The following is a 25735-nucleotide window of genomic DNA, read 5'->3' as shown; positions in this document are numbered from 1 at the left end:
GGAAAAGATGTTGGAGGAAATGGGCCGAGCCCCCTACCCTCAAAGGCAATAGGAGGGGCGCCAGCCACAAATACGAGTTCTGCAAAAAATCAAACGATTTTGGCGTCATGTGCACAGGATGTGGTTATCCTAAGGCATAACCAGCGCCGCGGACGGTTCGTACTGGGTCGGTCCCGCCATATTGCGTCAGAGCTTTGCGCAATCGCCCGATATGCACATCAACGGTTCGGGTATCGACATAGATGTCGCGACCCCAAACCCGGTCCAGCAATTGCTCGCGGCTCCAGACCCTGCCCGGCTTTTCCATGAATGTGCTGAGAAGACGGAACTCGGTCGGCCCAAGCTTCAGGGGTTTGTTGTCCCGGCTGACCTTGTGCGTCTCGGAGTCAAGGATGATGTCATCGAATTCCAGGCGCAAACCAACGGTCGAAGGACGGACGCGGCGCAATTGAGTGCGAACGCGCGCCATAAGCTCGACCACGGAATATGGCTTGACCACGTAATCATCCGCGCCGGTTTCAAGACCGCGAACTTTGTCGACTTCCTCGGTCCGGGCCGACAACATGATAATCGGGATTGAACGCGTGTCCGGTCGGCTTTTCAGGCGTCGGCAGACCTCGATACCGCTCAGATTGGGCATCATCCAGTCCAGAACAATGATGTCCGGGCAGTCTTCGTCTACCAACAGCATGGCTTCTTCGCCGTTGCCAGCCTTGGAAACCCGAAACCCTTCAGCTTCCAGGTTGTAGGCCAAAACCTCACGCTGGGCCATTTCATCCTCTACAACCAAAACGGTAGGTTGATCTGCGGACATCTCGCTCGTCTCCTACACGGTTTGCGACGTGTTGTCAGCCTTGGGCCGGGCTTCGGCCGGGCGGTCGCCGGTTACCAGATACACGACCTGTTCAGCGATCGAGGTTACGTGATCGCCCATGCGTTCGATGTTCTTGGCGATGAAATGCAGGTGCATGCAGGCCGAGATATTGCGCGGGTCTTCGGCCATGAAAGTCAGAAACTCCCGGAACAGGCCGTTATACATCTGGTCAACCTCTTCATCGCGGTTGATGACGTCTGTGGCCAGTTCCGCATCGCGCTGAATGTAGGCATCCAGCGCATCACGCAGCATCCGTTCGACCTCGCGTGCCATACGGCGCAGGGCCGCAGCGCTTCCGTTGATCTCGCTGGCATTGACCAGAACCGTGGTTCGTTTGGCGATATTCTTGGCATAGTCGCCAATGCGCTCAAGGTTGCCGGATACCTTCAGAACCGACAGGATCAGACGCAAGTCACTGGCCGTGGGTGCCCGCAGCGCAATCAACCTGGCCGTTTCTTCGTTGATCAGTTCTTCAAGCGCGTCGATGGCTTTGTCGCCTTTTCGCACCTCTTGCGCCAACTCTTCATCACGGGTTTCCAGCGAGCGGGCCGCGCCTATGATGGCGGCCTCGACCAGTCCGCCCATCTTCATGATATGCGCTTGGATCGCTTCGAGGTCGCGATCAAAAGCAGTTGCAATATGTTGTTCGCTCATTGTCAGATACCTGTGCTTAGCCGATGCGGCCTGTAATGTAGCTTTCCGTGCGCGGATCTATCGGATTGGTAAAGATCTGGCCGGTTTCACCGAATTCAACCAGATTACCCAAGTGGAAAAAGGCCGTTTTCTGACTGACCCGTGCCGCCTGCTGCATCGAGTGGGTGACGATCACAACAGAAAATCGAGACCTCAGTTCATCGATTAACTCTTCGACCTGTGCGGTCGCAATCGGATCAAGGGCTGAACACGGCTCGTCCATCAACAGAACTTCGGGTTCGGTGGCGACGGCCCGGGCGATGCACAAACGCTGCTGCTGGCCGCCGGAAAGTCCGGTGCCCGGTGCATCCAGACGATCCTTGACCTCATCCCAGATCGCGCCGCGGCGCAGGGATTTTTCCACGATTTCATCCAGTTCCGCCTTGTTGCGGGCCATGCCGTGAATGCGCGGGCCATAGGCCACGTTGTCATAGATCGATTTCGGGAACGGGTTGGGTTTTTGGAACACCATTCCGACCTTGGCGCGCAACTGGACCGGATCGACACGCTTGTCATAGATGTCTTCACCATCCAGCAGGATGTCGCCTTCGACGCGGCAGATATCGATGGTGTCATTCATTCGGTTCAGGCAGCGCAGGAAGGTGGACTTGCCACAACCAGATGGCCCGATGAAGGCCGTGACGGTCTTGTCTTCGATCTCAACGCTCACGTCCTTGATGGCATGGGTTTCACCGTAGAAAACCTGTACGTTCCTGGCGTTGATCTTGATGTCTTTGGAGTCCACGGTTCTCTCCACTCGTGTCATGTCGTTCATTCCAGCCCCCATTTACCAGCGACGTTCAAAGCGGCGGCGCAAGATGATTGCGATGATATTCATGGTCAGCAGGAACATCAAAAGTATGATGATCCCACCCCACGCCTTCTCGTAAAAGCCAACGTCAGCACGTGCGGCCCATGTATAGATCTGGGCGGGCATGGCTGAATTCGGCTCGGTAAAGCCTGCAAGAAAGCCGTCGGGATATCCGCGTGCGACAAACCCCACCATGCCGATCAGCAAAAGAGGTGCGGTTTCACCCAAGGCTTGCGCCAGACCGATGATGGTACCTGTCAGAATGCCCGGCGCAGCCAGCGGCAACACGTGGTGAAACACCGCCTGCATTTTCGACGCCCCTACCCCAAGCGCCGCGTCGCGTATCGACGGAGGCACGGCCTTCAAGGACGCGCGGGTCGAGATGATGATCGTCGGAAGCGTCATCAGGGTCAGAACCAGACCGCCGACCAGCGGTGCCGATTGCGGCAAGTGCATGAACTGAATGAAAACGGCCAGGCCCAGAATACCGAAGACGATGGACGGAACCGCGGCCAGGTTCGAAATGTTCACTTCGATCAGGTCAGTCAACTTGTTTTGCGGCGCAAACTCCTCGAGATAGATCGAAGCTGCAACGCCAATCGGCAGAGACAGACACAGAACGACCAGCATCATGAAGAAGGATCCCACAACCGAGACACCGATGCCTGCGCCGCCGGGGTTGTCCACGCCTGCGTCCGCGCCGGTGATGAAGGGCCAGTTGAATGCCTGCTTGATGATGCCAGCCTGTTCCAGCGCATCGACCAGATCCAGATCACTTTTTTGCAGAAACCGGCTGTCCTGTATCGTGTCGCGGGATACGCGGCCTTTGAAATACCCGTCCACCCGGCTGGATGCTGCCAGATCGAATTGGACCGGCTCACCCAGCTTGTCGGGGTTTTCGGTGTAAAAGGTCCGGATCGTCCCGCCGACTTTACCCAAAAGACGCTCGATCGCGGCCTCATCAAAATCAACGCTGATCCCGCGTTCAGCAAGTTCACTGTTCAACTGAGCGACGAACAGGTTGGAATAGACTTTTGTCTTGAACAGGGCTCCTTCGGCCTCGTCCCGCTGCGGTTCGGTCAGTGTGAATTCAATGCTGACGACCGTGCGTTGGAAGGCCGGAATCCCCTGCGACAGGATCGAAGCGAACAGAACAACCAGAAAGAACAGACCGGTTGCGATTGCGGCGATGCCATAAGCACGGAACCGTTTCTCGGCCTTGGCACGTTTCTTCGTACGTTCATCCGAAGCCGTGAGCGAGATCGTATGGCGACCGGATTGGGGGCTTTGCATACTGGTGTCGGTCATTCGTACTGCTCCCGGTACTTGCGCACGATATACAGGGCACACACGTTGAGCCCCAAGGTTAGAATGAAAAGGGTCATGCCAAGTGCGAAGGCGACCAGCGCCTCGGGCGAGGCAAAGTCGGCGTCCCCCGTCAACTGGCTGACGATCTTGGCTGTCACAGTTGTCATGGCTTCGAACGGGTTCAGGCTGAGGCGGGCCGCAGCCCCTGCCCCAAGAACCACGATCATGGTCTCGCCGATGGCGCGCGATGCCGCCAGAAGGATCGCGCCGACGATACCGGGCAACGCGGCGGGCAGAACGACCTGACGGATGGTTTCGGATTGCGTGGCGCCAAGACCGTAGGAACCGTCGCGCATGGCCTGCGGCACCGCGTTGATAATGTCGTCAGACAGTGATGAGACAAACGGGATCAACATGATCCCCATCACCAGACCCGCAGTCATGACGGCGGTGCCGGCTTTCATCCAGCCCAGGCCACTTTCACCAAAAACATCCAACAGCAGCGGGCCAACGGTCAACAAAGCGAAGAGACCGTAAACGATGGTCGGAATCCCGGCCAGCACCTCAAGCAGCGGCTTGGCGACAGACCGCAAACGGGGCGAAGCGTATTCGCTGAGATAGATCGCGGCGAACAACCCGATCGGCACTGCGACCAGCAACGCCACGACAGAGATGTAGAGCGTCCCCCACAGCAGCGGCAAGATCCCAAGTTCGGACAACCCGCCGCGGCCCGAAAAGCTGGGCGCCCAGGTCATACCGAAAAAGAAATCTGACGCCGGGTATAGTTTGAAGAACTCCCAGGTGTTGAACACAAGAGACAGGACAATGCCCACCGTTGTGAGGATTGCAACCGACGCGGCCGCCAGAAGCAGGACACGAATCCCCTGTTCCACAACGTTGCGCGCACGGTATTCGGCGTTGGTTTGCAACCAGCCCGCTACGGCACCGATCAAGGCAACCGCAATAACGGCAATGGACATGATCGCATACCCGGTAGAGCTCATGGAGCGATAGCTCTGCGCAGCGCGCAGTACCGGTTGGGTGATGTCCGAGGTCACCACCTGCCCCGCGTCCTTCAAAAGCTGGGTGATCTCGCTGATATTTGCATCGGCATCACTGGCGGCGTTCTCGGTCAGGGTTCCAAGCGCAACCGCATTGTCCAGCCCGGCGGCCGTGCGGCGTACTTCGGCCATCACCAGGCTGCGAGAGGAACCTTCCTTTATCACGGAGTCCGGTATCATGTCCGACACCTGCGCATTGAGGAAGAAAGGCTGCGCCAACAGCCACACGATCAAGAGACCGAAGGCCGGAACAAGTGTCTTCAGCGCAACGTTTACGCCGTAAAATGATGGCAGGGAATGCAGATTCCGACTGTCACCATCTGCGTTTTGCAGTGCGCGTGTGCGTCCCAACAGATAGCCGACAGCCGCGATCGCCGAAACGATCAAAAAGAGCCAAAGTATCGGCATGACACCCCCATTGCCTTCGATTGCGAGTAGTAAAAAGACAGTGAAGGGGCGACTGATCCGTCGCCCCTATTTGCATTAGAACGGTGTCAGGCTCAGCTGCCCGAACCCATGGTGACTTCGTTGGCGATCGCGTCCTGAGTTTTTGCCAGTTCGGGATCGGCGACCAGGCCATAGTTGGCAAGCGGGCCCGAGGGACCGGCGATTTCGTCATGGGTGAAGAACTGCGCGTATTCCTTCAGGCCCGGGATCACGCCGATATGAGCTTTCTTCACGTAGAAGAACAGCGGGCGAGAAACCGGATATTCGCCGGTCGAGATGGTTTCGGTCGACGGTGCGACGCCCGACATGGTGGCAACCTTCAACTTGTCGGTGTTGTTCTCGTAGAACGCCAGACCAAACACGCCGATACCGTTGGGGTTGGTGTCGATACGCGCCAGGGTTTCGGTGTAGTCACCGTCGATATCAACCGATTTGCCATCGGTGCGAACCGCCAGACAGGCATCTTCAGCGTCGTCTTCGCTCATGCCGCCCGCGATCATGGCTTCCATGGCGCCGGTTTCTTCACAACCGATCAGCAGAACTTTTTCTTCGAACACTTCGCGGGTGCCGTGCTTGGTGCCTGGGATGAAGCTTGCGATTTCAACATCGGGCAGTTCTGGGTTGAACTCGGCCCAGGTGTTGTACGGGTTGTCAACGATCTCACCGTCTTTCAGAACTTTTGCACCCAGAGCATTGAAAATGTCGGACGGTTCGAACGCGGTGAAGGCAGGCCCGGTCTGCTGGCTAGCGAATACGATGCCGTCATAACCGATGCGGACTTCCATGATGTCGGTCACACCGTTTTCGGCGCAGGCTTTGATCTCTTTTTCACGGATCGCGCGCGACGCGTTTGCAACGTCGATGGTGTTTTCGCCAACGCCTTCGCAGAAACGCTTCAGACCAGCCGACGAACCGCCGGATTCAACAACCGGAGTTGGAAAGTCTGTGTTTTCACCGAACAGTTCGGCTACGATCGAGGCATAAGGCAGAACGGTCGACGAACCGGCGATCTGAACGTTGTCACGCGCCGCAGCAGTGGTCGCCGAGACGGCAGCGATAGCCAGCGCAGATGCCGACAGTTTTACAAAGGACATTTCAGTCTCCCTGAAAAGGTGTACTTGATCACCACCATGATGATCCTGCGGGGACCCCTATGGGGCGTGCGTAAGCCTTTTGTGACACATGCGTAACGGTTTTATGACAGCAGGGCATTTTTTTGCGTTTGACCCCCGGAACAGCCAATGCCCCGTGGGGTCAGATTAAAAGCAAACTTGCATTCCAAGTTGTTTCAACGGGGCAAAATGACCGTAAAAACAGAACCTTTTCCCAATTCGCTTTCGACACGAAGTCTTCCACGATGGCGATTGACGATGTGCTTCACGATCGCAAGGCCAAGCCCGGTTCCACCCAGCTGCCGCGACCTGTGGCTGTCGGCGCGATAGAATCGCTCTGTCAGGCGCGGCAGGTGAACGGCATCTATGCCGGGCCCTTTGTCTATGAACTGGATTCGGACAGCCGCGCCGCGCATCGCCGGATCCCTGTCCGCCGGCAGGACACGTACCGTAACACTACCGCCACTGGCGCCATACTTGATCCCGTTCTCGATGAGATTGGTGAAAACCTGTCGCAACTGGTCGCTGTCACCGGTGACTGAAAGCGGACCGTTTTTCACATCCAGCGACAAAACCACGCCAGCATCCTCCGCAAGGGGCCGCAGCGAGTTTATTGTGGATTGAAGAAGACCGGTAAGTTCCAGCTGTTGCTTGGGTCGAACACGTTCTTCGCTTTCGACCCGGTTCAACGACAACAGATCCCCGACCAGACGGTTCATCCGGTTGGCCTCATCGGCCATGATCTTGAGGAACCGGTCACGCGCGGCGGGGTCATCCCGGGCCGGACCGCGCAGGGTTTCGATAAACCCCATCAAGGCAGTCAACGGCGTGCGCAATTCATGGCTGACATTGGCCACGAAATCCCGTCGCATCTGGCTGGCGTGCTCCAGATGGGTGGTATCCTGAAACGTGACCATGACGGCCCCTTCGGAAGCGACCCCGTTCATGTATCTGCATTCAACTGTGTATGTTGTGTCCTGCGCACCGTCATTGGACAGATGACGTGCATTCTTTGCGCTTCTGCTTGTCAGGCTTTGCTCGATCGCGTCCAGAACCTGCGGCTGTCGCAATATGGTCGCAAAATGACGTCCAACGATGTTCTGGCCCAGAAGAGACGTTGCATCCGTGTTCGCGGCAATGATCCGTTCGGTCTGATCCACCATCAGCGCCGGCAGCGGGATCGCAAGAACAATGTCCTCAAGAACGTCTTCGGTCATGCGTCAAACCCCACTCATTCCGTGGCGTCAAAGCGCAGGTTTCAGGGTTTCGCGGAATTTGCGCATGTTTTCCTGATAGTGCAGCGCACTGAACGTGATCCTTTGCGCCGCGGCCTCATCCAGCTGGCGCACGACCTTGCCCGGCGATCCCATGACAAGCGAATTGTCGGGGATTTCCTTGCCCTCAGTGATCAGGGCCCCTGCTCCGATCAGACAGTTCCGGCCGATCTTTGCCCCGTTCAGGACGATTGCGCCCATTCCGACCAACGAGTTTTCGCCTATGGTGCAGCCATGCAGCATCACCTTGTGGCCGATAGTGCAATTTCGACCAATCGTCAGGGGAAAACCGGCATCGATATGCATCACGCAGTTTTCCTGAACGTTGCTGCCCTCGCCGATCCGGATTTCTTCGTGATCCGCGCGAATCGTACAGCCGAACCAGACCGAGGCCCCCTGCTCCAGCACAACCTTGCCAATCAGATTGGCATCCGGCGCGACCCAGGTGTCCTCGTGAATGTGCGGAGCGTGCTCTCCCAAAGCATAAATGGTCATGACAGTCCCTCGAATTCTCTCTGCAACTTGCGGACGTGCTGTTGCAACCTGGGTTGCTGAATGCGACGCATCCGTTCCGCGCTGACGATGGTTTTCAGCTTTTCTTCGGTTGCCTCGAGGTCATCGTTGATCAGGACGTAGTCGTAATAGCCCCAGTGGCTGATTTCATCCCAGCTTTTGAGCATTCGACGGGCGATGACGTCATCACTGTCCTGCCCGCGTGTTTCCAGCCGGCGGCGCAGCTCGGGGATGGACGGCGGCAGAATGAAGATCGACAACGCGTGTTTGCCCAGATCCGAATTTCGGATCTGCACTTCACCCTGCCAGTCGACGTCGAACAATACGTCCTTACCGGCATTGATCGAATTTTTGACCGGCTCGGCAGGCGAACCATAGAAGTTTCCGAATACATGGGCGTGTTCCAGCATCTGCCCATCAGCGACCTGCTGTTTGAACTCGTCCTCGGAAAGGAAGAAATACTCGCGCCCATGCTCTTCCCCGGGGCGCGGGGCACGGGTCGTCGCCGAGATCGAGAATTCCAGATCCGTATCCCAGGCCATCAGCCGTCTGGCCAGGGTCGATTTGCCCGCTCCGGACGGAGAAGACAGGATGATTAGTAGGCCTCGGCGGTCCGCCATGTCAGTCGTTCCCATTCTTATTCCACATTCTGCACTTGCTCGCGCATCTGATCGATCACCGCTTTCAGTTCCAACCCGACCGATGTCAGGTCCGAGCTTTGCGCCTTGGAACACAGCGTGTTGGCTTCGCGATTGAACTCTTGCATCAGGAAATCCAGCTTGCGGCCCACGGCCCCGTCCTGTGCCAACAACTCACGAGCGGCCGCCACATGCGCGGTCAGGCGGTCGATTTCTTCGGTGATATCCGCCTTGACCGCGATCATCGCCAGCTCTTGCGCGACACGATCGGGATCCGCGCCCTGCGCATTCTCCAGCACCCGCGCGAGATTCTCGCGCAGCCCCTCGGTCATCTTGTCCTTGCGCTGCTCGGCAATCTCTGCGGCCTGCGCCGTCAGTTCCGCGACCTGATCCAGTTGCGTATTCAAGACCGCGGCCAAAGCTGCCCCTTCGGTTTTGCGCATATCTATGAACGCCGCCAGAAGATCTTTGAATTCGGACGTCAGATGAGCAACAAGCGGAGCCGGATCGTCGGCCTCAGTTCCTGCGTCCATCATCCCCTTGAGCGCCAAAAGATCTGACGCACGCGACGGCGCCAGCGTGATGCCGCGCGCAGCCGCCAACGCTTCCGTTCGCTCAAGAGCCGTCAGGGCCGCAGCCATCGCGGTTTCGTTCAAGGCCAGTTCCGGGGCAGAGTCCTCGCGGTTCAAGCGCATCGACAGGGTCACGTTTCCCCGGCTCAGAGATTTGGACAGGGACGCCCGCAACGCGACTTCGAGGCCGGTCAACCAGTCGGGCACGCGCAGACGCATGTCCAGCCCCTTGCCGTTTACGCTGCGAAGTTCCCACGACCAACTGTGCGGGCCGAAAGTTCCCTTCCCCGAGGCAAACCCGGTCATGGATCTGATCATGATGGCCCTTTCCTGTTCCCCTGCTGTTTCGAGCATGTGCGCACCTAATGCCATTGACTGGTGCAGAGCAAGAGTTTGCTGACGACGCAATTGTTTGGCGCAAGTTAACCATTCGTTAAAGAATTGCTCCAAAATTGAATTAACCCGAGTCAAAATGCCCATAGCAATGGTTTGCGGGCCGCAGATGCTTCCAATGTGTTGCATTTTATGAAAAAGGCGGCCAATTGACGGTAGGGTGATGAAAATGAAAACCTTTTTCGGGATAGGTTCCGGGTCAGAATTTGGAAAGATCGTCGCAATGGATCGCTTTGACAGTGGGCGCAGCCTATCGCCGATCCGCCAGGCCGAGGCGTATTGGACCGCATTGTTGAGCGGCGACAGCGTGCCGATGCGGTCTCAAATCGACCCGCGCGGTCTTGAGAATGTTCTTGAATATACTTTTATCCTGGAACGCATCGCACCCGGCCTGGCCCGTTTTCGTCTGGCAGGCAGTCATCTGAACGCGCTTGCAGGTATGGAAGTGCGGGGGATGCCGTTGACCGCGTTCTTTCAACCCGATGCCCGCGCGCAGACCAAAGATGTACTGGAACAGGTATTTGCGTCCCCCGCTGTTGCCGAATTGAGTCTGAAGTCGGGCGGGGTGTTGGGACGTACCCGGATGCAGGCCCGGATGATCCTTCTGCCGCTGAAAAGTGACCTTGGGGATGTCAGTCGTATTTTGGGGGTCATGATCGCCGATGGCGCAATCGGCAAGACACCGCGCCGTTTTACACTGACTGATACGCGGATCAAACCGGTTTCTGAAATTCAGGTACCCGCGCCCACACAGCGCCGCCCTGTGGACGGTTTTGCCGAGGAACAACGCGAATTCAAACGCTCTGCCAGCCATCTTCATCTGGTGGTGTCTCGCGACGATTGAGACCCGCCGATTGCCGTGATCAGAAACAGCGGGCCGATGGCCCGCTGTTGTCATTGTTACAGATGCGCTCAGCTTACCGCGCGTTTCGAACCGTTGCGGCGCAGGTTGGTCAACTCTTCCGCCACCAGGAACGCAAGTTCCAGCGACTGCGACGCGTTCAAGCGCGGATCGCAAGCGGTGTGGTAGCGGTCCGACAGGTCCTCTTCCGTCACGGCACGTACACCGCCGGTGCATTCGGTCACATCTAGCCCGGTCATTTCGAAATGCACGCCACCGGGGATGGTTCCCTCGGCCTGATGCACTCCGAAAAAGTCACGCACCTCGCGCAGAACAGAATCGAACGGGCGGGTTTTATAGCCCGTGGCCGATTTGATCGTATTTCCGTGCATCGGGTCGCAGACCCAGGTTACCTTGGCACCCTCTTCCTTGACCGCCTTGATCAGACGCGGCAGATGCTCGCCCGCCTTGCCCGCACCGAAGCGCGCGATCAGGGTCAGACGCCCCTCTTCGTTGTCGGGGTTCAGCTTGGACATCAGAACTTTGAGGTCCTCGGCCGTGGTGGTCGGGCCGCATTTCAGACCGATCGGATTCAGAACCCCGCGGCAGAACTCGACATGCGCGCCGTCGGGCTGACGGGTGCGGTCGCCGATCCAGATCATGTGACCAGAGCCAGCCAGCCAGTTGCCCGAGGTGGAATCCAGACGCGTTAGTGCCTCTTCGTATTCAAGCAGCAGCCCTTCGTGGCTGGTGTAGAATTCGACGGTCGAGAATTCATGGGTTGTTTCCGCAGTGATTCCAGCGGCTTCCATGAAGTCGATGGTGTCCTGAATGCGATCGGCAACCTCGGAATATTTCTGAACGTCCTGTTCATCCGCGAAACCCAAAGTCCAGGCATGCACGCGGCTCATGTCCGCGAAGCCGCCGGTCGAGAACGCACGCAGCAGGTTCAGCGTCGCCGCCGCTTGCGTGTAGGCCTGCAACATCTTGTTGGGATTCGGAATCCGGGCTTCGGGCGTGAAGGCCAATTCGTTGATGATGTCGCCGCGGTAGCTTGGCAGTTCCACACCGTTTACCACTTCGGTCGGGGCACTGCGTGGTTTGGCAAATTGCCCGGCCATACGACCGACTTTGACCACTGGCACCTTGGCGCCATAAGTCAAAACCATCGCCATTTGCAGCATCACCTTGAAGGTGTCACGGATCGCATCAGCGCTGAATTGTTCAAAGCTTTCAGCGCAATCCCCACCTTGCAGAAGGAAGGCCTCGCCGCGCCCGGCGGCACCCAGATGCTGTTTGAGACGCCGCGCCTCGCCGGCAAAGACCAGCGGGGGATACTTTGAAAGCTGAGCCTCGACCTTGGCCAGCGCGGCCGCGTCGGTATAATCTGGCATCTGAACCCGGGGCTTGTTGCGCCAGTTCGATTTTTGCCATTCGGTCATAGCTTTGATCTCCGCTGAAGTTTTCAGGTGGTCTCTATACAAAATGCAATGAAGAGTGACCATATCCCATTTGCGCCTCTTGACGACGTAAACAAGCTTTGATCATGGTGGCTGTCAAATCTGCTGCTGGATAATCAACTGACCAGCAGCGAAGCAAGGACATCTCGCCATGCAAGAGCAACGCCAAGTTGTCACGGTGGAAGACACTGCGGCCCCACCCCGGAATTTCGTGTTTGTCCTTTTGGACAAGTTTTCGCTTCTGTCCTTTGCTTCGGCGCTTGACAGTCTGCGCATCGCCAACCGCATGGCGAACAGACAGCTTTACACCTGGAAGCTGATGGGAGAAGGCGGAGAGACGGTAACCTGCTCGGCCGGGACCGAGTTCAAGCTTGACAGTGATCTGGTTGAGTTGCAGCGCGACGACGTTGTTCTGATTTGCGGTGGTGTGGACGTTCAGGCGGCCACCAGCAAACGCGTGCTGAACTGGCTGCGGCGCGAAGCCCGAAGGGGATTGCGGATCGGTGGCCTCTGCACTGCGGCCTATACTCTGGCAAAGGCCGGGTTGCTGGACAACAAGAAGGCAACGATCCATTGGGAGAACTCTGACAGTTTCATCGAGGAATTCGATGAGGTCGAACTGACCAAAGCCGTCTTTCAGATCGATGGCAGCCGCATGACGACTGCGGGCGGCACCTCGTCGATTGACCTGATGCTCAAGCTGATTGCAGATGACTATGGCGAGGATCTGGCCAACGCGGTGGCGGATCAGATGATCTATTCCTCGATTCGAACCGACCAGGACACGCAGCGCCTGTCAACTCCGACCCGAATCGGTGTGCGGCATCCGAAGTTGAGCCAGGTTATCCTGATGATGGAAAAAAACATCGAAGAGCCGATCTCGCCCTCGATCCTTGCCAAGGACGTAGGTATGTCGACCCGCCAGCTGGAGCGTCTGTTCCGCCGGTATCTCAGCCGTTCCCCCAAGCGCTATTACATGGAGCTGCGCCTGCACAAGGCCCGCAACCTGCTGATGCAGACCGATATGAGCGTCATCAACGTGGCGCTGGCCTGTGGTTTCGCCTCGCCCAGCCATTTCTCGAAATGCTACCGGGCGCATTACAACACCACGCCCTATCGCGAACGTGGTGCGCAAAGTGGAAGACTGTCAGTCTAAGGCTCAGCGTCAAAGCTCTTTGACGAAATAGTGCAAGTGCGGTCGGAGCATGGGCTGATCTTTGTAGGTTGTTGTCTTGATCGGAGAGTCCAGTTCCACAAACCCGAGCTTGGGATACAAAGACCGCATTTCCACATTTGGAGTGAGTGTATCTGCGATCAATCGCTTCAGCCCCATAGCTCTGGCGGCTTGTTCTCGTGCTTGAATCAATGCGCGCCCCACTCCGGTGCCCCGAGCGTCTTCGGTTACAAATACACGTTTCAACTCGCCGGTAGACTGATCAAACCGTTTCATCATTCCACACCCCACGATTTTGCCATCGCGGTTTCTTGCGACGATCAGGCATCCGTTCGGAGGCATGTAGTCATCCGTGTTCGCCCAGAATTCCTCAAGTGCGCTTTGCGGTGCGGAAGGATCCAATTCGAACCCCATACCCTGCATTCTTTGAGCGATAAGAGCATAATATTGCTCCAAAATCATATTCAGCTCGGTTCTTGGCGGGATACTTGTGCACAATTCAATGTCGAAATCACTCATTGATATCCCCTTAACCGTGTAACCTGTTGGACAGAGTGACTGCGACGATGGAAACGCGCAAATGGAATTGTAAAGTCTGCTGGCATGCTTCGTATGTCACTGTTTGACAGACATCCTGTAAACCGCGCCCTGCCCGACTGAAATGAACCAGATCGCCCCATCCGGGGCCTGCACTATGTCACGGACCCGTTCGGTCTCGGGGCCCTTGATCTGCTCGACCTCGCGCAGCGGGTCTCCGGACAGCCGCGCGATATAGTCGAATTTCAGCGAGCCCACGAAAATGTCGCCCCGCCATTCAGGAAACATATCGCCGGAATAGACCATCAACCCCGACGGCGCGATCGACGGGTCCCAGTATAGGCGCGGCTGTTCCATACCGGGCTTGCTGGTGCCCTCGCCGATCTTCTCTCCGGAATAATGCGTGCCGTACGAGATGACCGGCCAGCCGTAATTGGCGCCGGGTTTGACAAGGTTCACCTCGTCGCCGCCGCGCGCCCCGTGTTCCGACACCCACAATCGGCCGCGCGCATCCAGATCGGCCCCCTGTGGGTTGCGGTGCCCATAGGTCCAGATTTCAGGTCGGATATCTGCCTGCCCGATGAAAGGATTGTCCGACGGCACCGAGCCGTCGCGGTTGATACGGATCACGGACCCTATGGCGTTCGAGCGATCCTGCGCCTGTGGCGCATCCCCTCGATCTCCGATGGTTACAAAAAGCGTGCCGTCATTGGCTTCTACAACGCGCGAGCCGAAATGCCGCCCGCCTGATCCGCCGGGGGAAGCCTCGAAAATGACCCGCAGATTCGTCAGACGCGTGCCGTTCTTAGACAGGCGCGCGACGGTGACAGCCGTGCCTGCGCCACCCTTTTGCGGTTTTGAAAAGGTCAGAAAAACCTCGCGGCTTTGATTGAAATCTCGCGGGATCGTGATGTCCAGCAATCCGCCCTGCCCCGAAGCTGCAACCTTGGGAACGCCGGATATGGCCTTCGCCTTTCTGCCCTGAACATACAGCAGGTTTCCGTCGCGTTCGGTGACAAGAAAACTGCCGTCAGGCAGGATGCCGACGGCCCAGGGCGTATCCAGCCCGCCTGCCATTTCGGTGAGTTCAATTTTCCCGACCGAGGTCGACACCGCCTGTGCAAAGGCGCTTTGAGTGCAAAAAGTGAAGAACAGAATCGCGGCAGCTCTGCGCATGTTGACCCCTCTCCGGACAATCTTGGGCAAACCCTAACAAAACAGATAGATTTCCGATCGATAAAAGCACGATTGCGTTAGGACTTTTCTTTTCCGGGCAGCTTGCCTAGGTTCGTGGCCAGAACGAATACGTTCACAATAGGGAGTAACCATATGAAAAAGCTGCTTACAGCAACTGCAGCATCCGCTTTGCTGGCCGGACCTGCGCTGGCCGAGGACATCACGCTTGGTGTTTTGTTCGGATTCACCGGTCCAATTGAATCGCTGGCACCTGCAATGGGTTCGGGCGCTGAATTGGCGATGGCGGAAGTCACCGAATCCGGAAAACTGCTGGATGGATCCAAAGTGACCGCATCGCGCGCCGACACCGGCTGCATTGATAACGGTTTGGCCACTTCGAACGGCGAACGCATGATTGCGGACGGTGTTGCCGGAATCATCGGCGGCGATTGCTCGGGCGTGACCGGTGCGATCCTTCAGAACGTCGCGATTCCGAATGGCATGGTCATGATCTCACCCTCGGCGACCTCGCCGGGCCTGTCGACCATGGAAGACAACGGCCTGTTCTTCCGCACCGCGCCGTCAGATGCGCGCGAAGGCCAGGTGATGGCGGATATCCTGAAGGATCGCGGCATCAACTCGATCGCTCTGACCTATACCAACAACGACTACGGCAAGGGTCTGGCGGACGCGATCCAAACCTCTTTCGAGGCAGCAGGTGGTGAAGTGACCATCGTTGCAGCGCACGAGGATGGCAAAGCCGACTATTCGGCCGAAGTTGGTGCTCTGGCCTCGGCCGGTGGCGACATTCTGGTCGTTGCGGGTTATCTGGATCAGGGCGGTCTGGGCATCATCCAGTCGGCGCTGGACAGCGGTGCGTTTGACACCTTTGGCCTGCCCGGCGGCATGATCGGTGACTCGCTGCCGGCCAATGTCGGCCCCGACCTGAACGGTTCGTTCGGTCAGATCGCCGGTTCGGGTGGTGAAGGCGCCGAAAAGTATTTCGCCATGGCCGAGGCAGCAGGTTTCGACGGTTCGTCGCCCTATTCGCCCGAATCCTATGACGCTGCGGCTCTGTTCATGCTGGCCATGCAGGCTGCCGGATCGACCAATCCGGCCGACTATGGCGGCAAGATCATGGACGTTGCCAACGCTCCGGGCGAAAAGATCTATCCCGGCGAACTGGCCAAGGGTCTGGAATTGCTGGCAAACGGTCAGGACATCGACTATGTCGGTGCGTCCGGTGTTGAGCTGATCGGCCCCGGCGAAAGCGCGGGTTCCTATCGCGAGATCGAAGTGACCGACGGTGAAAACAAGACTGTCAACTTCCGTTGATTGATCGCCAAAGGCTATGAATGAAAGCAGCCCGGGCCTTGTGTCCGGGCTGTTTCAATGAAAAAAGACCGCACCCGACAAACGGGGTCGAGACAACAGCGCCGAACAGGCGGCAAGGGGAAAAGATGATCGTCGTCGAGGACGTGCACAAGCATTTCGGCGGATTTCATGCGGTGGACGGGGCATCGCTGGAAATCCAGAAAGGGTCGATCACCGGCCTGATCGGGCCCAACGGGGCAGGAAAAACCACTCTGTTCAATGTGATCGCAGGTGTTCTGCCGCCGACCAGCGGCAAGGTGGTGATGGACGGCGAGGATATCACCGGTCTGCCCCCGCATGAACTGTTCCACAAGGGTCTGTTGCGCACGTTTCAGATTGCACATGAATTCCCGTCTATGACCTGCTGCGAAAACCTGATGATGGTGCCCGGCGCGCAATCAGGCGAGTCGCTGTGGAACACGTGGTTTGGCCGCAAACGCATCGCTGATGAAGAACGCGCGCTGAAGGCCAAGGCCGATGAGGTGCTGGAGTTTCTGACGATTGAACATCTGGCCGATCACAAGGCGGGTCAGGTCTCGGGTGGTCAGAAAAAGCTGCTGGAGCTGGGCCGCACGATGATGGTGGATGCCAAGATCGTGTTTCTGGACGAGGTCGGCGCGGGTGTGAACCGCACCCTGTTGATGACCATTGCCGACACGATCCTGCGCCTGAACAAAGAGCGCGGCTATACCTTCGTCGTCATCGAACATGACATGGATTTCATCGGCAAGATCTGTGATCCGGTCATCTGCATGGCTGAAGGCAAGGTTCTGGCCGAGGGTACCTTGGACGAGATCAAGGCGAACGAGCACGTGATCGAAGCCTATCTGGGCACCGGCCTTAAGAACAAAGACAAACTGGAGGCAGGCGCGTGAGCGACAACCCCTATCAGGATGACAAGGGCAACAAGGACGCCTCGATCACCAATCCGCACGGTGTCGGCACCATGACGCCGGCCCATCGCAAAAGTGGTGCGACGCATAAGGTCGAGGGCGGCCCGTTTCTGATCGGCGACACCATGACGGGTGGCTACGGCAAAGGGCCCGACATCCTGCATGATTGCACCATCGCGGTGGACAAGGGTGAAATCGCAGTCATCGTCGGCCCCAACGGTGCGGGAAAGTCTACGGCGATGAAAGCAGTGTTCGGGATGCTGGATGTCCGTTCAGGGTCTGTGCGTCTGGATGGCGAGGATATTACAAACCTCACCCCACAGGATCGGGTCATGCGTGGCATGGGCTTTGTGCCGCAGACACAGAACATCTTTACCTCTATGACGGTGGAGGAAAACCTGGAAATGGGTGCCTTCATCCGTCGCGACGACATCAGCCAGACGATGGAGCAGGTCTATGACCTGTTCCCCATCCTCCGCGACAAGCGCAATCAGGCCGCCGGAGAGCTGTCGGGCGGACAACGCCAACAGGTCGCCGTGGGCCGCGCCCTGATGACCCAGCCCAAGGTGCTGATGCTCGACGAGCCTACGGCAGGTGTTTCGCCGATCGTGATGGATGAGTTGTTCGACCGGATCATCGAAGTGTCCCGCACCGGCCTGCCGATCCTGATGGTCGAGCAAAACGCCCGCCAGGCCTTGGAGATTGCCGACAAGGGATATGTTCTGGTTCAGGGGCGCAATGCCTATACCGGAACGGGCAAGGAACTGCTGGCCGACCCCGAGGTGCGAAAGTCGTTTTTGGGCGGCTGATCGACGCTTTTCAATGGCAGATTTTCATGTGGGGCCAGTCGAGATTCTCGGCTGGTCCTTTTGCTTGATCGCAATGCGCAAAATTGAAGGCCAGAACGTGGCAACCGGTGCTTCAAACCGAGGCTCAGGACATGAGAACCTTTATTAGGTATCTGAAAAATATCAATTAATCTCCTGCGGGCCGTTGCGGAAAAAAGACTTTGAAAACGCGCCGAATGCCAATCTGCTGCTTTAATCAGGCCCAATTTCAAAAATATCGCTGCGCCCGAACACCTAAACCAATCCCCGAAACGCGCCCCGGTTGGGGACACAAGAATTGGAAGTCAAAATGAAAAAATGGATGATCGCCGCCCTGGCCGCACAACTGGCAACCGGTGCCGTCGCTCAGCAGCGCGAATTTGTGTGTACATCGGAAATTGATGGAACCGAGTATCGGCTGACACGGTTCGAAGGTGCGCAAAAGGGATCGGTCAAGTTCGGTGACACGACCGGGGATGCGCAGGTGTTTCCGGGGCTGAACAACTTGACGTTCATCCTGACGACCGAGCAGCATGTCATGACGTTCTTCGTCAAAAGCCCGGATCTGTCCTACAACCTGTCCATCCGCCGCCCGGTTCTGCAAAATGATCGCGGCCAATGCACGGAAACCGGTGCCTAGACCCGCGATCTTTCATGATTTCGGACCGCGCCCCTCAGTGTGGCGCGGTCTTTTTCTTTGGGGAAGAACCAAGGGGCCTCTGCCAGCGTGTCCGAAGCCTGCCAAGCGGCATAAAAACATGCATAAAGCCCTAAAAATCATGTTCCAAATTGTTGTGTCTTTCGTCGGCGTCGTGCCATAAAGCCGCACCCGGACAGTGAGAAGAAATAATGGATCTACTCAACGCGCTTGTTGCGCTTGCGAATTTTGTGTTGGTTCCAGCGGTCGCTTATGGCAGCCAACTGGCATTGGGCGCGCTTGGCGTGACCCTGATCTACGGCATCCTGCGGTTTTCGAACTTTGCCCATGGTGACACCATGGCCTTTGGCGCGATGGTCGCCGTACTGGTCACATGGGGGTTGCAGGCCGCCGGAATCAGCTTTGGACCGTTGCCAACCGCCCTGCTTGCCCTGCCCTTTGCCATCCTGGGCTGTATCGTGCTGGTGCTGATCACCGACAGGCTGGTCTACAAATTTTACCGTGAACAGAAGGCGAAGCCCGTTATTCTGGTGATCGTTTCCATGGGCGTGATGTTCATCATGAACGGCCTTGTCCGGTTTATCATCGGGCCGGATGACCAACGGTTCTCGGATGGGGCTCGGTTCATTGTTTCGGCACGCGATTTCAAGGCGATGACCGGTCTGCGTGAAGGTCTGGCCATCAAGACGTCGCAAGGTATCACGGTGATCGTGGCCGTTGTTGCCGTGGCTCTGCTGTTCTGGTTTCTGAACAAGACGCGCACCGGCAAGTCGATGCGGGCCTATTCGGACAATGAGGATCTGGCGCTGTTGTCAGGCATTAATCCGGAACGTGTGGTGATGATCACATGGATCATCGTTGCGGCGCTGGCCACAACTGCTGGCGTTCTTTACGGGCTGGACAAAAGCTTCAAACCCTTCGTCTATTTTCAGCTTCTGCTGCCGATCTTTGCCTCGGCCATCGTGGGTGGTTTGGGCAATCCTCTGGGCGCCATCGCAGGCGGGTTTATCATCGCGTTTTCCGAAGTGACGATAACATACGCCTGGAAGAAGGTACTGACCTATGTGTCGCCTGAAAGTCTGGCGCCGTCAGGTTTGGTCCAACTCCTCTCGACCGATTACAAATTCGCGGTCAGCTTTGTCATCCTGCTGATCGTGCTTCTGTTCAAGCCCACGGGACTTTTCAAGGGAAAGGCCGTATGACCGACTCTGTCAAAAACACGCTGCTGTTCGCAATTGTCGGCGGCCTGATCCTGTTGACCGGTTTCACGCAAAGCTGGAACACCGCGATCCTGATCCTGAATATGGGGCTGATTTCCGCCATCATGGCGATCGGAGTAAACCTGCAATGGGGTTTTGCCGGTCTGTTCAATGTGGGCGTGATGGGCTTTGTCGCACTGGGCGGTCTGGCCGTCGTACTGGTTTCAACGCCGCCCACGCCCGGTGCTTGGGCCGCCGGAGGTTATGGCATCGTTCTGTCTTTGCTGCTGGGCGCCGCGACAGTGGTTGCCGCCGTTCTGGTGGCAACAAAGCTGCCGAAGGGCCGTGTGCAAACCCTGACGATCATCGCCGTTCTTGTCGTGGGCTTTTTTGTCTATCGCGCGGTGTTCGATCCCAGCATTGCGGCGGTCGAGGCCATCGACCCGGCAATTGCCGGCAATATCGGAGGTTTGAATCTGCCGGTTCTGCTGGCCTGGCCGGCGGGTGGTTTGCTGGCGGCGGGTGCTGCGTGGCTGATCGGTAAAACGGCGCTGGGCCTTCGCTCGGATTATCTGGCGATTGCCACATTGGGGATCGCCGAAATCATCATCGCCGTCATGAAAAACGAAGACTGGCTGGCCCGGGGCGTCAAGAATGTCTACGGCATTCCTCGCCCGTCCCCCGTTGTGGGCTACGAAGTGGATTTGCAGAACGACCCGGCCTTTCTGGCGCGGGCAGAATGGTTGGGGTTGGACCCCGTCACCGCGTCCACCCTCTCGGTCAAACTCGGCTATTCGCTGCTGTTCATGATAGTACTTCTGGTTCTGCTCTGGATGGCACAGATGGCGCTGAAAAGCCCGTGGGGCCGGATGATGCGCGCAATCCGTGACAATGAAGTGGCGGCTGAGGCCATGGGCAAGGATGTCACCCGTCGTCATCTGCAAATATTCGTACTGGGTTCGGCCGTTTGCGGTATCGCGGGTGCGATGATGACAACGCTGGACGGCCAGTTGACGCCAAGCGCGTATCAACCGCTGCGCTTTACCTTTCTGGTCTGGGTGATGGTGATCGTGGGTGGTTCGGGCAACAACTTCGGGGCCGTTCTGGGCGCATTCCTGATCTGGTTCCTGTGGGTTCAGGTTGAACCGATCGGCTTGTGGCTGATGAATGTCATTACCGCCGGCTTGCCGGACGGAAGTGCATTGAAAGCCCACCTGCTGGACAGCGCCGCACATATGCGCCTGTTCACGATGGGTCTGATCTTGTTGATTGTTCTCAGATTCAGCCCAAGAGGGCTGATCCCAGAGAAATAGATCACTTCCACCTTCAATAAGCGAAACCGCGCCTCTTATCCGGCGCGGTTTCTTGATTCTTAACGATTTTTTGAATAAACGGACACACCGCAGTGTTTTCTTTTTGCGGTATGTCGCCGGCACTCATATCCGTCTACGCCGATCTGTAACGATCATTTACACGTTTTGAAAAGAGTCAAAAATGAAAGCACCACGGTTCAAGACACTGCTTCTGTTGCCGGTTGTTGCCATCGTAACAACCGCCTGCATTCCCACTCCGGAAGAACTTGAAACAACTCCCGTCAAGGTTCAAACGCCCAAAGGTGTCGTAACCTGTCAGCTATACCGTCACGACCGGGTGACCTGGGACCGGGCGATTGACTTCCCGGCTTCGAAAATGTCCGTGCCGGAGGCTGACGCCTACTGCCGTCAGGAAGGCCAGCGTCGTTTGAAGTAAGTATTGCGGCGCCCGTGATGGGCGCCGTTCCGTCATCTGTTGCGGAACAATCCACCCAGAATACCGCGAACGATCCGGCGTCCGGTCGTTCCCTTCAGTTCCTTGATCACCGCGTCGGTCATCGCCGATGCAAACGTGTCTTTCCGCCGTTGCACCCGGGACGAGGATCTGCCGACCCGGGTTCCCGAATATCTGCGAGCCGAAGAATACTCTCGTTCCATCGGTGATTGTGCCTCCAGCACTTCATTGGCCTCTGCCTGTTCAGCGGCCTTGGCGGCGGCCTCGGCCCGAGCCTGAAGGATTTCAAAGGCCGATTTTCGATCAATACCATCGTCATATTTAGACGCCATCGGCGAGGCATCGAGAATGGCCCGCCGCTGGGCATCAGAAATGGGCCCCAACTGGGATCCCGGCGGACGAATCAATGTGCGCTCGACAATTCCGGGAACACCTTTTTTCTGCAGCATCGACGTGACAGCCTCACCAACGCCCACCTCACGAATTGCGGCTTCGGTGTCGAAGGCGGGGTTTTCGCGATAGGTTTCCGCCGCCAGACGCAGGTTCTTTCGGTCACGCGCCGTGAAGGCCCGCAAAGCGTGCTGAACGCGATTGCCCAACTGCCCCAGAATATCCTCGGGAATATCGGCGGGATTCTGGGTGATGAAATAGACTCCCACGCCTTTGGACCGGATCAGGCGCGCAACCTGTTCGACCTTGTCCACCAACACTTTCGGAGCACCGTCAAACAACAGATGCGCCTCGTCGAAGAAGAACACCAGCTTGGGTTTGTCAGGATCACCGACTTCGGGAAGCTCCTCAAACAATTCGCTCAGCAGCCACAACAGGAATGTCGCATACAACCGTGGCGCGGCCATCAGTTTGTCCGAAGCAAGGATGTTCACCATCCCCTGCCCGTTTTCATCGGTGCGCATCAGATCGGACAGATCCAGCGCAGGTTCGCCAAACAGCTTTGTTCCACCCTGGTTTTCCAATACCAGCAATCGCCGCTGGATCGCACCGATCGAAGATGTCGATACATTGCCATATCGCAATGAAAGCTGGGCCCGGTTCTCGCCGATCCAGACCAGCAGCGCCTGAAGGTCTTTGAGATCCAGAAGAGGCATTCCCTCTTCATCGGCCACGCGGAACGCGATGTTCAGGATGCCTTCCTGCGCTTCGCTCAATTCCATCAACCGGGACAGCAGCAAAGGGCCCATTTCAGTGACCGTCGTCCGCACCGGATGGCCCTGTTCGCCAAAAAGATCCCAGAACGTAACCGGGCAGGCGGAATAAGCAAAATCGTCGAACCCTATGCGTTTGGCACGATCCATAAATGCCTGATGCAGTTTATGCGCGTCGCTTCCGGGCAAAGCCAGGCCCGACAGATCACCTTTGACATCGGACAAAAACACCGGAACTCCGGCTTGGGAAAAGCCTTCCGCAAGGATTTGCAGCGTCACGGTCTTACCGGTCCCGGTGGCGCCGGCAATCAGACCATGGCGGTTGGCATATTTCAGCTCCAGTTCCTGCGGTTGGCCATAGCCTTCGCCGCCGCCACCCAAAAATATATTCTTGCCCATTAACATTGCCTTATGTTTCACCGATCCGTGACCAGCATACAAAGTTAACCTTTGACTGCGATAGTCAATTTGCCCCGCGTTTGTTTCCCTCACGTGGGGCAGACTTCCTCCCTGTCGACTGGCCGTGCCTTCGGGCACGGCTTTTTTACGGGTTCGAATTTGGTTTCAAAGTTCTGACCGTAAAATTAAAATTTGAGGATAGCTGTTGACCCGTCTGCGCCCCTTTCGTAGGGTTTGCGCATAAATAAGTCGGCCAGTCCGACGGGGAGAACCTTTTGGAAAAGAGAGCTGGCTAATACAGCTCTCTTTTTCTGTCTCAGGGCAGTTGGTTTCTGGTGTTCTGGTAAGAATCCGTTCACGTTTAGACATGGCGTTCTGTTAGTGCCTGACACCAGTTCAGAAGAGTGTTAAACGAAGCAAAAAGCTCAAGCATCAAGTCGAGGCATTCATGATCAAGAAAATCCTCTCGCTAAGTACAGTGGCGGCAATTCTTCTATGTGGCGCAGCATATGCGCAGGACACAACGACATCCGAACCGGACAACGGTCTTGATTTGGGTCAGGAAGGCCCGCGCCCCGGAGAACAGTTCGTCAAGGAAAAGTTCGGCGACTGGGACTTGTCCTGCATCAAGGCGCAGCAAGGCGAAGACCCGTGCGCCATCGTCCAGATTCTGAAGGGCAACCAGGGTGATCCGATAGCTGAGGTGTCGATTGGAAGACTGCCCGAGGGCGGCGCGGCAGTTGCATGGGCGAATGTGATCGTTCCGTTGGAAACACTGCTGCAAGCTCAGCTCGCCCTGTCCATCGATGGTGCGCCCCGCAAGTTGTACAACTATCATCATTGCCTGCCTGTTGGCTGCGTCGCGCAGCTGGGCTTGAGCCAGGGCGATATCGATGCAATGAAAGCTGGCACCAAGGCGATCTTTTCGCTGGTTCCGGCCCGCTTCCCTGATCAGGTACTGGAGATGGAGATGTCGTTGTCCGGCTTTACGTCCGGCTATGACACCCTGACCGTCAACGCGAACTGAGGGTGCGTTTACGATTGTGCCGCCGCACCGATTGCGGCGGCGCTTCGCGGATCAAATCCGCTTCAACGCCAAAACCGCATTCAGCCCGCCAAAGGCAAACGCATTGCTGAGCGCGACGTCGACTTTGGCTTCCCGAGCTTCGTTCGGCACGACATCAAGCGCGCATTCCGGATCGGGTTCCTCGTATCCGATGGTGGGTGCAATCACACCGTCCCGCAGCGCCATGATACATGCCAAGAGTTCCACCGCACCGGTTCCACCAATCAGGTGACCATGCATGGATTTGGTCGACGATATCATCAGGTCGTCAGCATGGGGCCCAAAAACATCCGCCACGGCGGCACATTCGGTTTTGTCATTCGCAGCCGTTCCGGTGCCATGCGCGTTGATGTAGCCCACATCGCTTGCATTCAATCTGGCGTCGGCCAAGGCACCTGACATGGCCCTTGAAGCCCCTTGCTTGCTGGGCATCACGATATCGGCCGCATCCGACGACATGGCAAAACCAACGACTTCGCACATGATCTCGGCGCCACGGGCGCGGGCGTGCTCGTATTCCTCGAAAACAAAGATACCGGCCCCTTCGCCCTGTACCATTCCGTTTCGGTTGGCGCTGAACGGTCGACACGCATCCTTGGACATGACGCGCAACCCTTCCCAGGCCTTGACGCCTCCAAAGCACAACATGGATTCGGATCCGCCAGTGATCATGACCGGGGCCATGCCGCTTCGGACCATCTGAAAGGCCTGAGCCATGGCATGGTTCGACGACGCGCAGGCGGTCGACACGGTGAAGCTGGGGCCTTTGAGATTGTGTTCCATGGACACATGGCTGGCCGCCGCATTGTTCATGAGTTTGGGAACGACAAACGGGTGTACCCGGTTCTTTCCGTCCTCATAAACCGAGCGATAATTGTCATCCCAGGTCGATACGCCACCGCCGGCGGTCCCCAAAACAACACCTGATTTTGCGGCCAATTCTCCGTGAAACTCGATGCCGGATTGATCGATGGCCTCTTTGGCGGCGGTCAGAGTGAACTGAGTGAACCGGTCATACAGCGACATCTGCTGACGGTTGAACCGACCTTCGGCCTCAAAGCCGCGAACCTGCCCGCCGATCTTGATGGCCAACCGATCAACGTCCCGAAATTCCAGTTCCGAGATGCCGCAACGGCCTTCGCGCATAGCTTCCAGCGTATCAGGAACCGAATGGCCCAGTGAATTGATCGTACCTGCGCCGGTAATGACAACACGTTTCATGAGCGCTTGTCAGACCTTTTCCGACACGAGCTTTTCGATCCCTGCAATGATCGCAGCGACATTGGATATGTCAAAATCGTTGGCCTCGGGTTCATTGGCGTTGAACGGAATTGAAATGTCGAACTCTTCCTCGATGGCGAAAATGCTTTCGACCAGACCAAGGCTGTCGATTCCCAGATCTTCCAGCGTGCTTTCGGGCGTCACATCCGATGGCTCCAGCACGGCCTGCTCTGCAATGATTGCGATGACGCGGTCGCTGATGCTCATGTCGATCCCCTGATTTT

Annotated in this window: 26 protein-coding genes; 10 read left to right on the top strand and 16 right to left on the bottom strand. The window is 57.1% G+C overall.

Features of this window, described 5'->3' with window-relative positions:
- Nucleotides 1–124 precede the first annotated feature (124 nt).
- The 10 genes from phoB to GOW60_RS04255 form a co-directional block, all read right to left on the bottom strand.
- Entirely contained in the window at nucleotides 125–814 is a 690-nt protein-coding gene (gene phoB, locus GOW60_RS04300; RefSeq protein WP_152457978.1) for a phosphate regulon transcriptional regulator PhoB, read from the bottom strand.
- 12 nt (nucleotides 815–826) lie between these two features.
- Nucleotides 827–1528 (bottom strand): phosphate signaling complex protein PhoU, encoded by a 702-nt coding sequence (phoU, locus tag GOW60_RS04295; protein ID WP_171115921.1) that lies wholly within the window; start codon nucleotides 1526–1528, stop codon nucleotides 827–829.
- Between the two features lie 16 nt (nucleotides 1529–1544).
- Entirely contained in the window at nucleotides 1545–2342 is a 798-nt protein-coding gene (gene pstB, locus GOW60_RS04290) for a phosphate ABC transporter ATP-binding protein PstB (RefSeq protein WP_171228332.1), read from the bottom strand.
- Between the two features lie 12 nt (nucleotides 2343–2354).
- A complete protein-coding gene (pstA, locus tag GOW60_RS04285; protein ID WP_152457981.1) occupies nucleotides 2355–3686 on the bottom strand; it encodes a phosphate ABC transporter permease PstA in 1332 nt (443 codons plus the stop codon).
- The gene (pstC, locus tag GOW60_RS04280; RefSeq protein ID WP_171228331.1) at nucleotides 3683–5155 is read right to left on the bottom strand and encodes a phosphate ABC transporter permease subunit PstC; all 1473 of its coding nucleotides are present in this window, start codon (nucleotides 5153–5155) and stop codon (nucleotides 3683–3685) included. The genes pstA and pstC overlap by 4 nt, the downstream gene beginning before the upstream one ends.
- A 92-nt stretch (nucleotides 5156–5247) precedes the next feature.
- Nucleotides 5248–6288, bottom strand: coding sequence for a substrate-binding domain-containing protein (locus GOW60_RS04275; protein ID WP_152457983.1), 1041 nt, complete (start codon nucleotides 6286–6288; stop codon nucleotides 5248–5250).
- 194 nt (nucleotides 6289–6482) lie between these two features.
- A complete protein-coding gene (locus GOW60_RS04270) occupies nucleotides 6483–7523 on the bottom strand; it encodes a cell wall metabolism sensor histidine kinase WalK (protein ID WP_171228330.1) in 1041 nt (346 codons plus the stop codon).
- A 27-nt stretch (nucleotides 7524–7550) separates the two neighbouring features.
- Nucleotides 7551–8075, bottom strand: coding sequence for a gamma carbonic anhydrase family protein (locus GOW60_RS04265; protein WP_171228329.1), 525 nt, complete (start codon nucleotides 8073–8075; stop codon nucleotides 7551–7553).
- Nucleotides 8072–8713, bottom strand: a complete 642-nt coding sequence (gene gmk, locus GOW60_RS04260) for a guanylate kinase (RefSeq protein WP_152457986.1) — start codon at nucleotides 8711–8713, stop codon at nucleotides 8072–8074. The genes GOW60_RS04265 and gmk overlap by 4 nt, the downstream gene beginning before the upstream one ends.
- A gap of 17 nt (nucleotides 8714–8730) precedes the next feature.
- Complete coding sequence (locus GOW60_RS04255) at nucleotides 8731–9621, bottom strand: YicC/YloC family endoribonuclease (RefSeq protein ID WP_171228328.1); 891 nt, start codon at nucleotides 9619–9621, stop codon at nucleotides 8731–8733.
- Nucleotides 9622–9865: 244 nt separating this feature from the next.
- Here GOW60_RS04255 and GOW60_RS04250 point away from each other — a divergent pair, with 244 nt between their 5' ends.
- Nucleotides 9866–10540, top strand: coding sequence for a PAS domain-containing protein (locus GOW60_RS04250; protein WP_171228327.1), 675 nt, complete (start codon nucleotides 9866–9868; stop codon nucleotides 10538–10540).
- A gap of 68 nt (nucleotides 10541–10608) precedes the next feature.
- Here the strand turns inward: GOW60_RS04250 and GOW60_RS04245 are convergent, their stop codons facing one another.
- The gene (locus GOW60_RS04245; RefSeq protein WP_171115908.1) at nucleotides 10609–11979 is read right to left on the bottom strand and encodes a class II 3-deoxy-7-phosphoheptulonate synthase; all 1371 of its coding nucleotides are present in this window, start codon (nucleotides 11977–11979) and stop codon (nucleotides 10609–10611) included.
- Between the two features lie 169 nt (nucleotides 11980–12148).
- Here GOW60_RS04245 and GOW60_RS04240 point away from each other — a divergent pair, with 169 nt between their 5' ends.
- On the top strand, nucleotides 12149–13153 hold the full coding sequence (locus GOW60_RS04240; RefSeq protein WP_171168156.1) for a GlxA family transcriptional regulator: 1005 nt from the start codon (nucleotides 12149–12151) through the stop codon (nucleotides 13151–13153).
- A 9-nt stretch (nucleotides 13154–13162) separates the two neighbouring features.
- Here GOW60_RS04240 and GOW60_RS04235 read toward each other — a convergent pair whose 3' ends face one another.
- Both GOW60_RS04235 and GOW60_RS04230 read right to left on the bottom strand, forming a co-directional pair.
- Entirely contained in the window at nucleotides 13163–13690 is a 528-nt protein-coding gene (locus GOW60_RS04235) for a GNAT family N-acetyltransferase (RefSeq protein ID WP_171228326.1), read from the bottom strand.
- A gap of 96 nt (nucleotides 13691–13786) precedes the next feature.
- Nucleotides 13787–14884 carry a PQQ-dependent sugar dehydrogenase gene (locus GOW60_RS04230; RefSeq protein WP_171228325.1) on the bottom strand — a complete coding sequence of 366 codons (1098 nt, stop codon included), beginning with the start codon at nucleotides 14882–14884 and terminating at the stop codon, nucleotides 13787–13789.
- Nucleotides 14885–15037: 153 nt separating this feature from the next.
- Between GOW60_RS04230 and GOW60_RS04225 the strand changes: the two genes are divergently transcribed.
- The 7 genes from GOW60_RS04225 (at nucleotide 15038) to GOW60_RS04195 (ending at nucleotide 21584) form a co-directional block, all read left to right on the top strand.
- Nucleotides 15038–16219 (top strand): ABC transporter substrate-binding protein, encoded by a 1182-nt coding sequence (locus GOW60_RS04225; RefSeq protein ID WP_152457993.1) that lies wholly within the window; start codon nucleotides 15038–15040, stop codon nucleotides 16217–16219.
- A 125-nt stretch (nucleotides 16220–16344) separates the two neighbouring features.
- Nucleotides 16345–17133: an ABC transporter ATP-binding protein gene (locus GOW60_RS04220; RefSeq protein WP_171228324.1), complete on the top strand. Its 789-nt coding sequence runs from the start codon at nucleotides 16345–16347 to the stop codon at nucleotides 17131–17133.
- Entirely contained in the window at nucleotides 17130–17960 is an 831-nt protein-coding gene (locus GOW60_RS04215; RefSeq protein ID WP_171204766.1) for an ABC transporter ATP-binding protein, read from the top strand. The genes GOW60_RS04220 and GOW60_RS04215 overlap by 4 nt, the downstream gene beginning before the upstream one ends.
- A gap of 328 nt (nucleotides 17961–18288) precedes the next feature.
- Nucleotides 18289–18618 carry a hypothetical protein gene (locus tag GOW60_RS04210; protein WP_171115897.1) on the top strand — a complete coding sequence of 110 codons (330 nt, stop codon included), beginning with the start codon at nucleotides 18289–18291 and terminating at the stop codon, nucleotides 18616–18618.
- A 209-nt stretch (nucleotides 18619–18827) separates the two neighbouring features.
- The gene (locus GOW60_RS04205; protein WP_152457997.1) at nucleotides 18828–19838 is read left to right on the top strand and encodes a branched-chain amino acid ABC transporter permease; all 1011 of its coding nucleotides are present in this window, start codon (nucleotides 18828–18830) and stop codon (nucleotides 19836–19838) included.
- Nucleotides 19835–21148 carry a branched-chain amino acid ABC transporter permease gene (locus tag GOW60_RS04200; protein ID WP_171115895.1) on the top strand — a complete coding sequence of 438 codons (1314 nt, stop codon included), beginning with the start codon at nucleotides 19835–19837 and terminating at the stop codon, nucleotides 21146–21148. Before GOW60_RS04205 ends, GOW60_RS04200 begins: the two co-directional genes overlap by 4 nt.
- Nucleotides 21149–21329: 181 nt before the next feature.
- Nucleotides 21330–21584, top strand: coding sequence for a hypothetical protein (locus GOW60_RS04195; protein ID WP_152457999.1), 255 nt, complete (start codon nucleotides 21330–21332; stop codon nucleotides 21582–21584).
- 32 nt (nucleotides 21585–21616) lie between these two features.
- Here GOW60_RS04195 and GOW60_RS04190 read toward each other — a convergent pair whose 3' ends face one another.
- A complete protein-coding gene (locus GOW60_RS04190) occupies nucleotides 21617–23164 on the bottom strand; it encodes a helicase HerA-like domain-containing protein (RefSeq protein ID WP_171228323.1) in 1548 nt (515 codons plus the stop codon).
- A 448-nt stretch (nucleotides 23165–23612) separates the two neighbouring features.
- Here GOW60_RS04190 and GOW60_RS04185 point away from each other — a divergent pair, with 448 nt between their 5' ends.
- Nucleotides 23613–24191, top strand: coding sequence for an invasion associated locus B family protein (locus GOW60_RS04185; protein WP_171228322.1), 579 nt, complete (start codon nucleotides 23613–23615; stop codon nucleotides 24189–24191).
- Between the two features lie 51 nt (nucleotides 24192–24242).
- Here GOW60_RS04185 and GOW60_RS04180 read toward each other — a convergent pair whose 3' ends face one another.
- Nucleotides 24243–25451 (bottom strand): beta-ketoacyl synthase, encoded by a 1209-nt coding sequence (locus GOW60_RS04180; protein ID WP_152458002.1) that lies wholly within the window; start codon nucleotides 25449–25451, stop codon nucleotides 24243–24245.
- A 9-nt stretch (nucleotides 25452–25460) separates the two neighbouring features.
- Nucleotides 25461–25718 (bottom strand): acyl carrier protein, encoded by a 258-nt coding sequence (locus GOW60_RS04175; protein ID WP_152458003.1) that lies wholly within the window; start codon nucleotides 25716–25718, stop codon nucleotides 25461–25463.
- Between the last annotated feature and the right edge of the window lie 17 nt (nucleotides 25719–25735).

It is taken from the genome of Ruegeria sp. HKCCA4008 (genome assembly GCF_013033125.1).
Taxonomy (GTDB): Bacteria; Pseudomonadota; Alphaproteobacteria; order Rhodobacterales; family Rhodobacteraceae; genus Ruegeria.
Note: the sequence above shows the minus strand (reverse complement) of the source record. Positions and strands in the feature narration are given on the sequence as shown.

Bases quoted from the DNA above. Each gene is read 5' to 3' on its own strand.
- phoB (WP_152457978.1), bottom strand. From the start codon at position 814: ATGTCCGCAGATCAACCTACCGTTTTGGTTGTAGAGGATGAAATGGCC.
- phoU (WP_171115921.1), bottom strand. From the start codon at position 1,528: ATGAGCGAACAACATATTGCAACTGCTTTTGATCGCGACCTCGAAGCG.
- pstB (WP_171228332.1), bottom strand. From the start codon at position 2,342: ATGAACGACATGACACGAGTGGAGAGAACCGTGGACTCCAAAGACATC.
- pstA (WP_152457981.1), bottom strand. From the start codon at position 3,686: ATGACCGACACCAGTATGCAAAGCCCCCAATCCGGTCGCCATACGATC.
- pstC (WP_171228331.1), bottom strand. From the start codon at position 5,155: ATGCCGATACTTTGGCTCTTTTTGATCGTTTCGGCGATCGCGGCTGTC.
- GOW60_RS04275 (WP_152457983.1), bottom strand. From the start codon at position 6,288: ATGTCCTTTGTAAAACTGTCGGCATCTGCGCTGGCTATCGCTGCCGTC.
- GOW60_RS04270 (WP_171228330.1), bottom strand. From the start codon at position 7,523: ATGACCGAAGACGTTCTTGAGGACATTGTTCTTGCGATCCCGCTGCCG.
- GOW60_RS04265 (WP_171228329.1), bottom strand. From the start codon at position 8,075: ATGACCATTTATGCTTTGGGAGAGCACGCTCCGCACATTCACGAGGAC.
- gmk (WP_152457986.1), bottom strand. From the start codon at position 8,713: ATGGCGGACCGCCGAGGCCTACTAATCATCCTGTCTTCTCCGTCCGGA.
- GOW60_RS04255 (WP_171228328.1), bottom strand. From the start codon at position 9,621: ATGATCAGATCCATGACCGGGTTTGCCTCGGGGAAGGGAACTTTCGGC.
- GOW60_RS04250 (WP_171228327.1), top strand. From the start codon at position 9,866: ATGAAAACCTTTTTCGGGATAGGTTCCGGGTCAGAATTTGGAAAGATC.
- GOW60_RS04245 (WP_171115908.1), bottom strand. From the start codon at position 11,979: ATGACCGAATGGCAAAAATCGAACTGGCGCAACAAGCCCCGGGTTCAG.
- GOW60_RS04240 (WP_171168156.1), top strand. From the start codon at position 12,149: ATGCAAGAGCAACGCCAAGTTGTCACGGTGGAAGACACTGCGGCCCCA.
- GOW60_RS04235 (WP_171228326.1), bottom strand. From the start codon at position 13,690: ATGAGTGATTTCGACATTGAATTGTGCACAAGTATCCCGCCAAGAACC.
- GOW60_RS04230 (WP_171228325.1), bottom strand. From the start codon at position 14,884: ATGCGCAGAGCTGCCGCGATTCTGTTCTTCACTTTTTGCACTCAAAGC.
- GOW60_RS04225 (WP_152457993.1), top strand. From the start codon at position 15,038: ATGAAAAAGCTGCTTACAGCAACTGCAGCATCCGCTTTGCTGGCCGGA.
- GOW60_RS04220 (WP_171228324.1), top strand. From the start codon at position 16,345: ATGATCGTCGTCGAGGACGTGCACAAGCATTTCGGCGGATTTCATGCG.
- GOW60_RS04210 (WP_171115897.1), top strand. From the start codon at position 18,289: ATGAAAAAATGGATGATCGCCGCCCTGGCCGCACAACTGGCAACCGGT.
- GOW60_RS04205 (WP_152457997.1), top strand. From the start codon at position 18,828: ATGGATCTACTCAACGCGCTTGTTGCGCTTGCGAATTTTGTGTTGGTT.
- GOW60_RS04200 (WP_171115895.1), top strand. From the start codon at position 19,835: ATGACCGACTCTGTCAAAAACACGCTGCTGTTCGCAATTGTCGGCGGC.
- GOW60_RS04195 (WP_152457999.1), top strand. From the start codon at position 21,330: ATGAAAGCACCACGGTTCAAGACACTGCTTCTGTTGCCGGTTGTTGCC.
- GOW60_RS04190 (WP_171228323.1), bottom strand. From the start codon at position 23,164: ATGGGCAAGAATATATTTTTGGGTGGCGGCGGCGAAGGCTATGGCCAA.
- GOW60_RS04185 (WP_171228322.1), top strand. From the start codon at position 23,613: ATGATCAAGAAAATCCTCTCGCTAAGTACAGTGGCGGCAATTCTTCTA.
- GOW60_RS04180 (WP_152458002.1), bottom strand. From the start codon at position 25,451: ATGAAACGTGTTGTCATTACCGGCGCAGGTACGATCAATTCACTGGGC.
- GOW60_RS04175 (WP_152458003.1), bottom strand. From the start codon at position 25,718: ATGAGCATCAGCGACCGCGTCATCGCAATCATTGCAGAGCAGGCCGTG.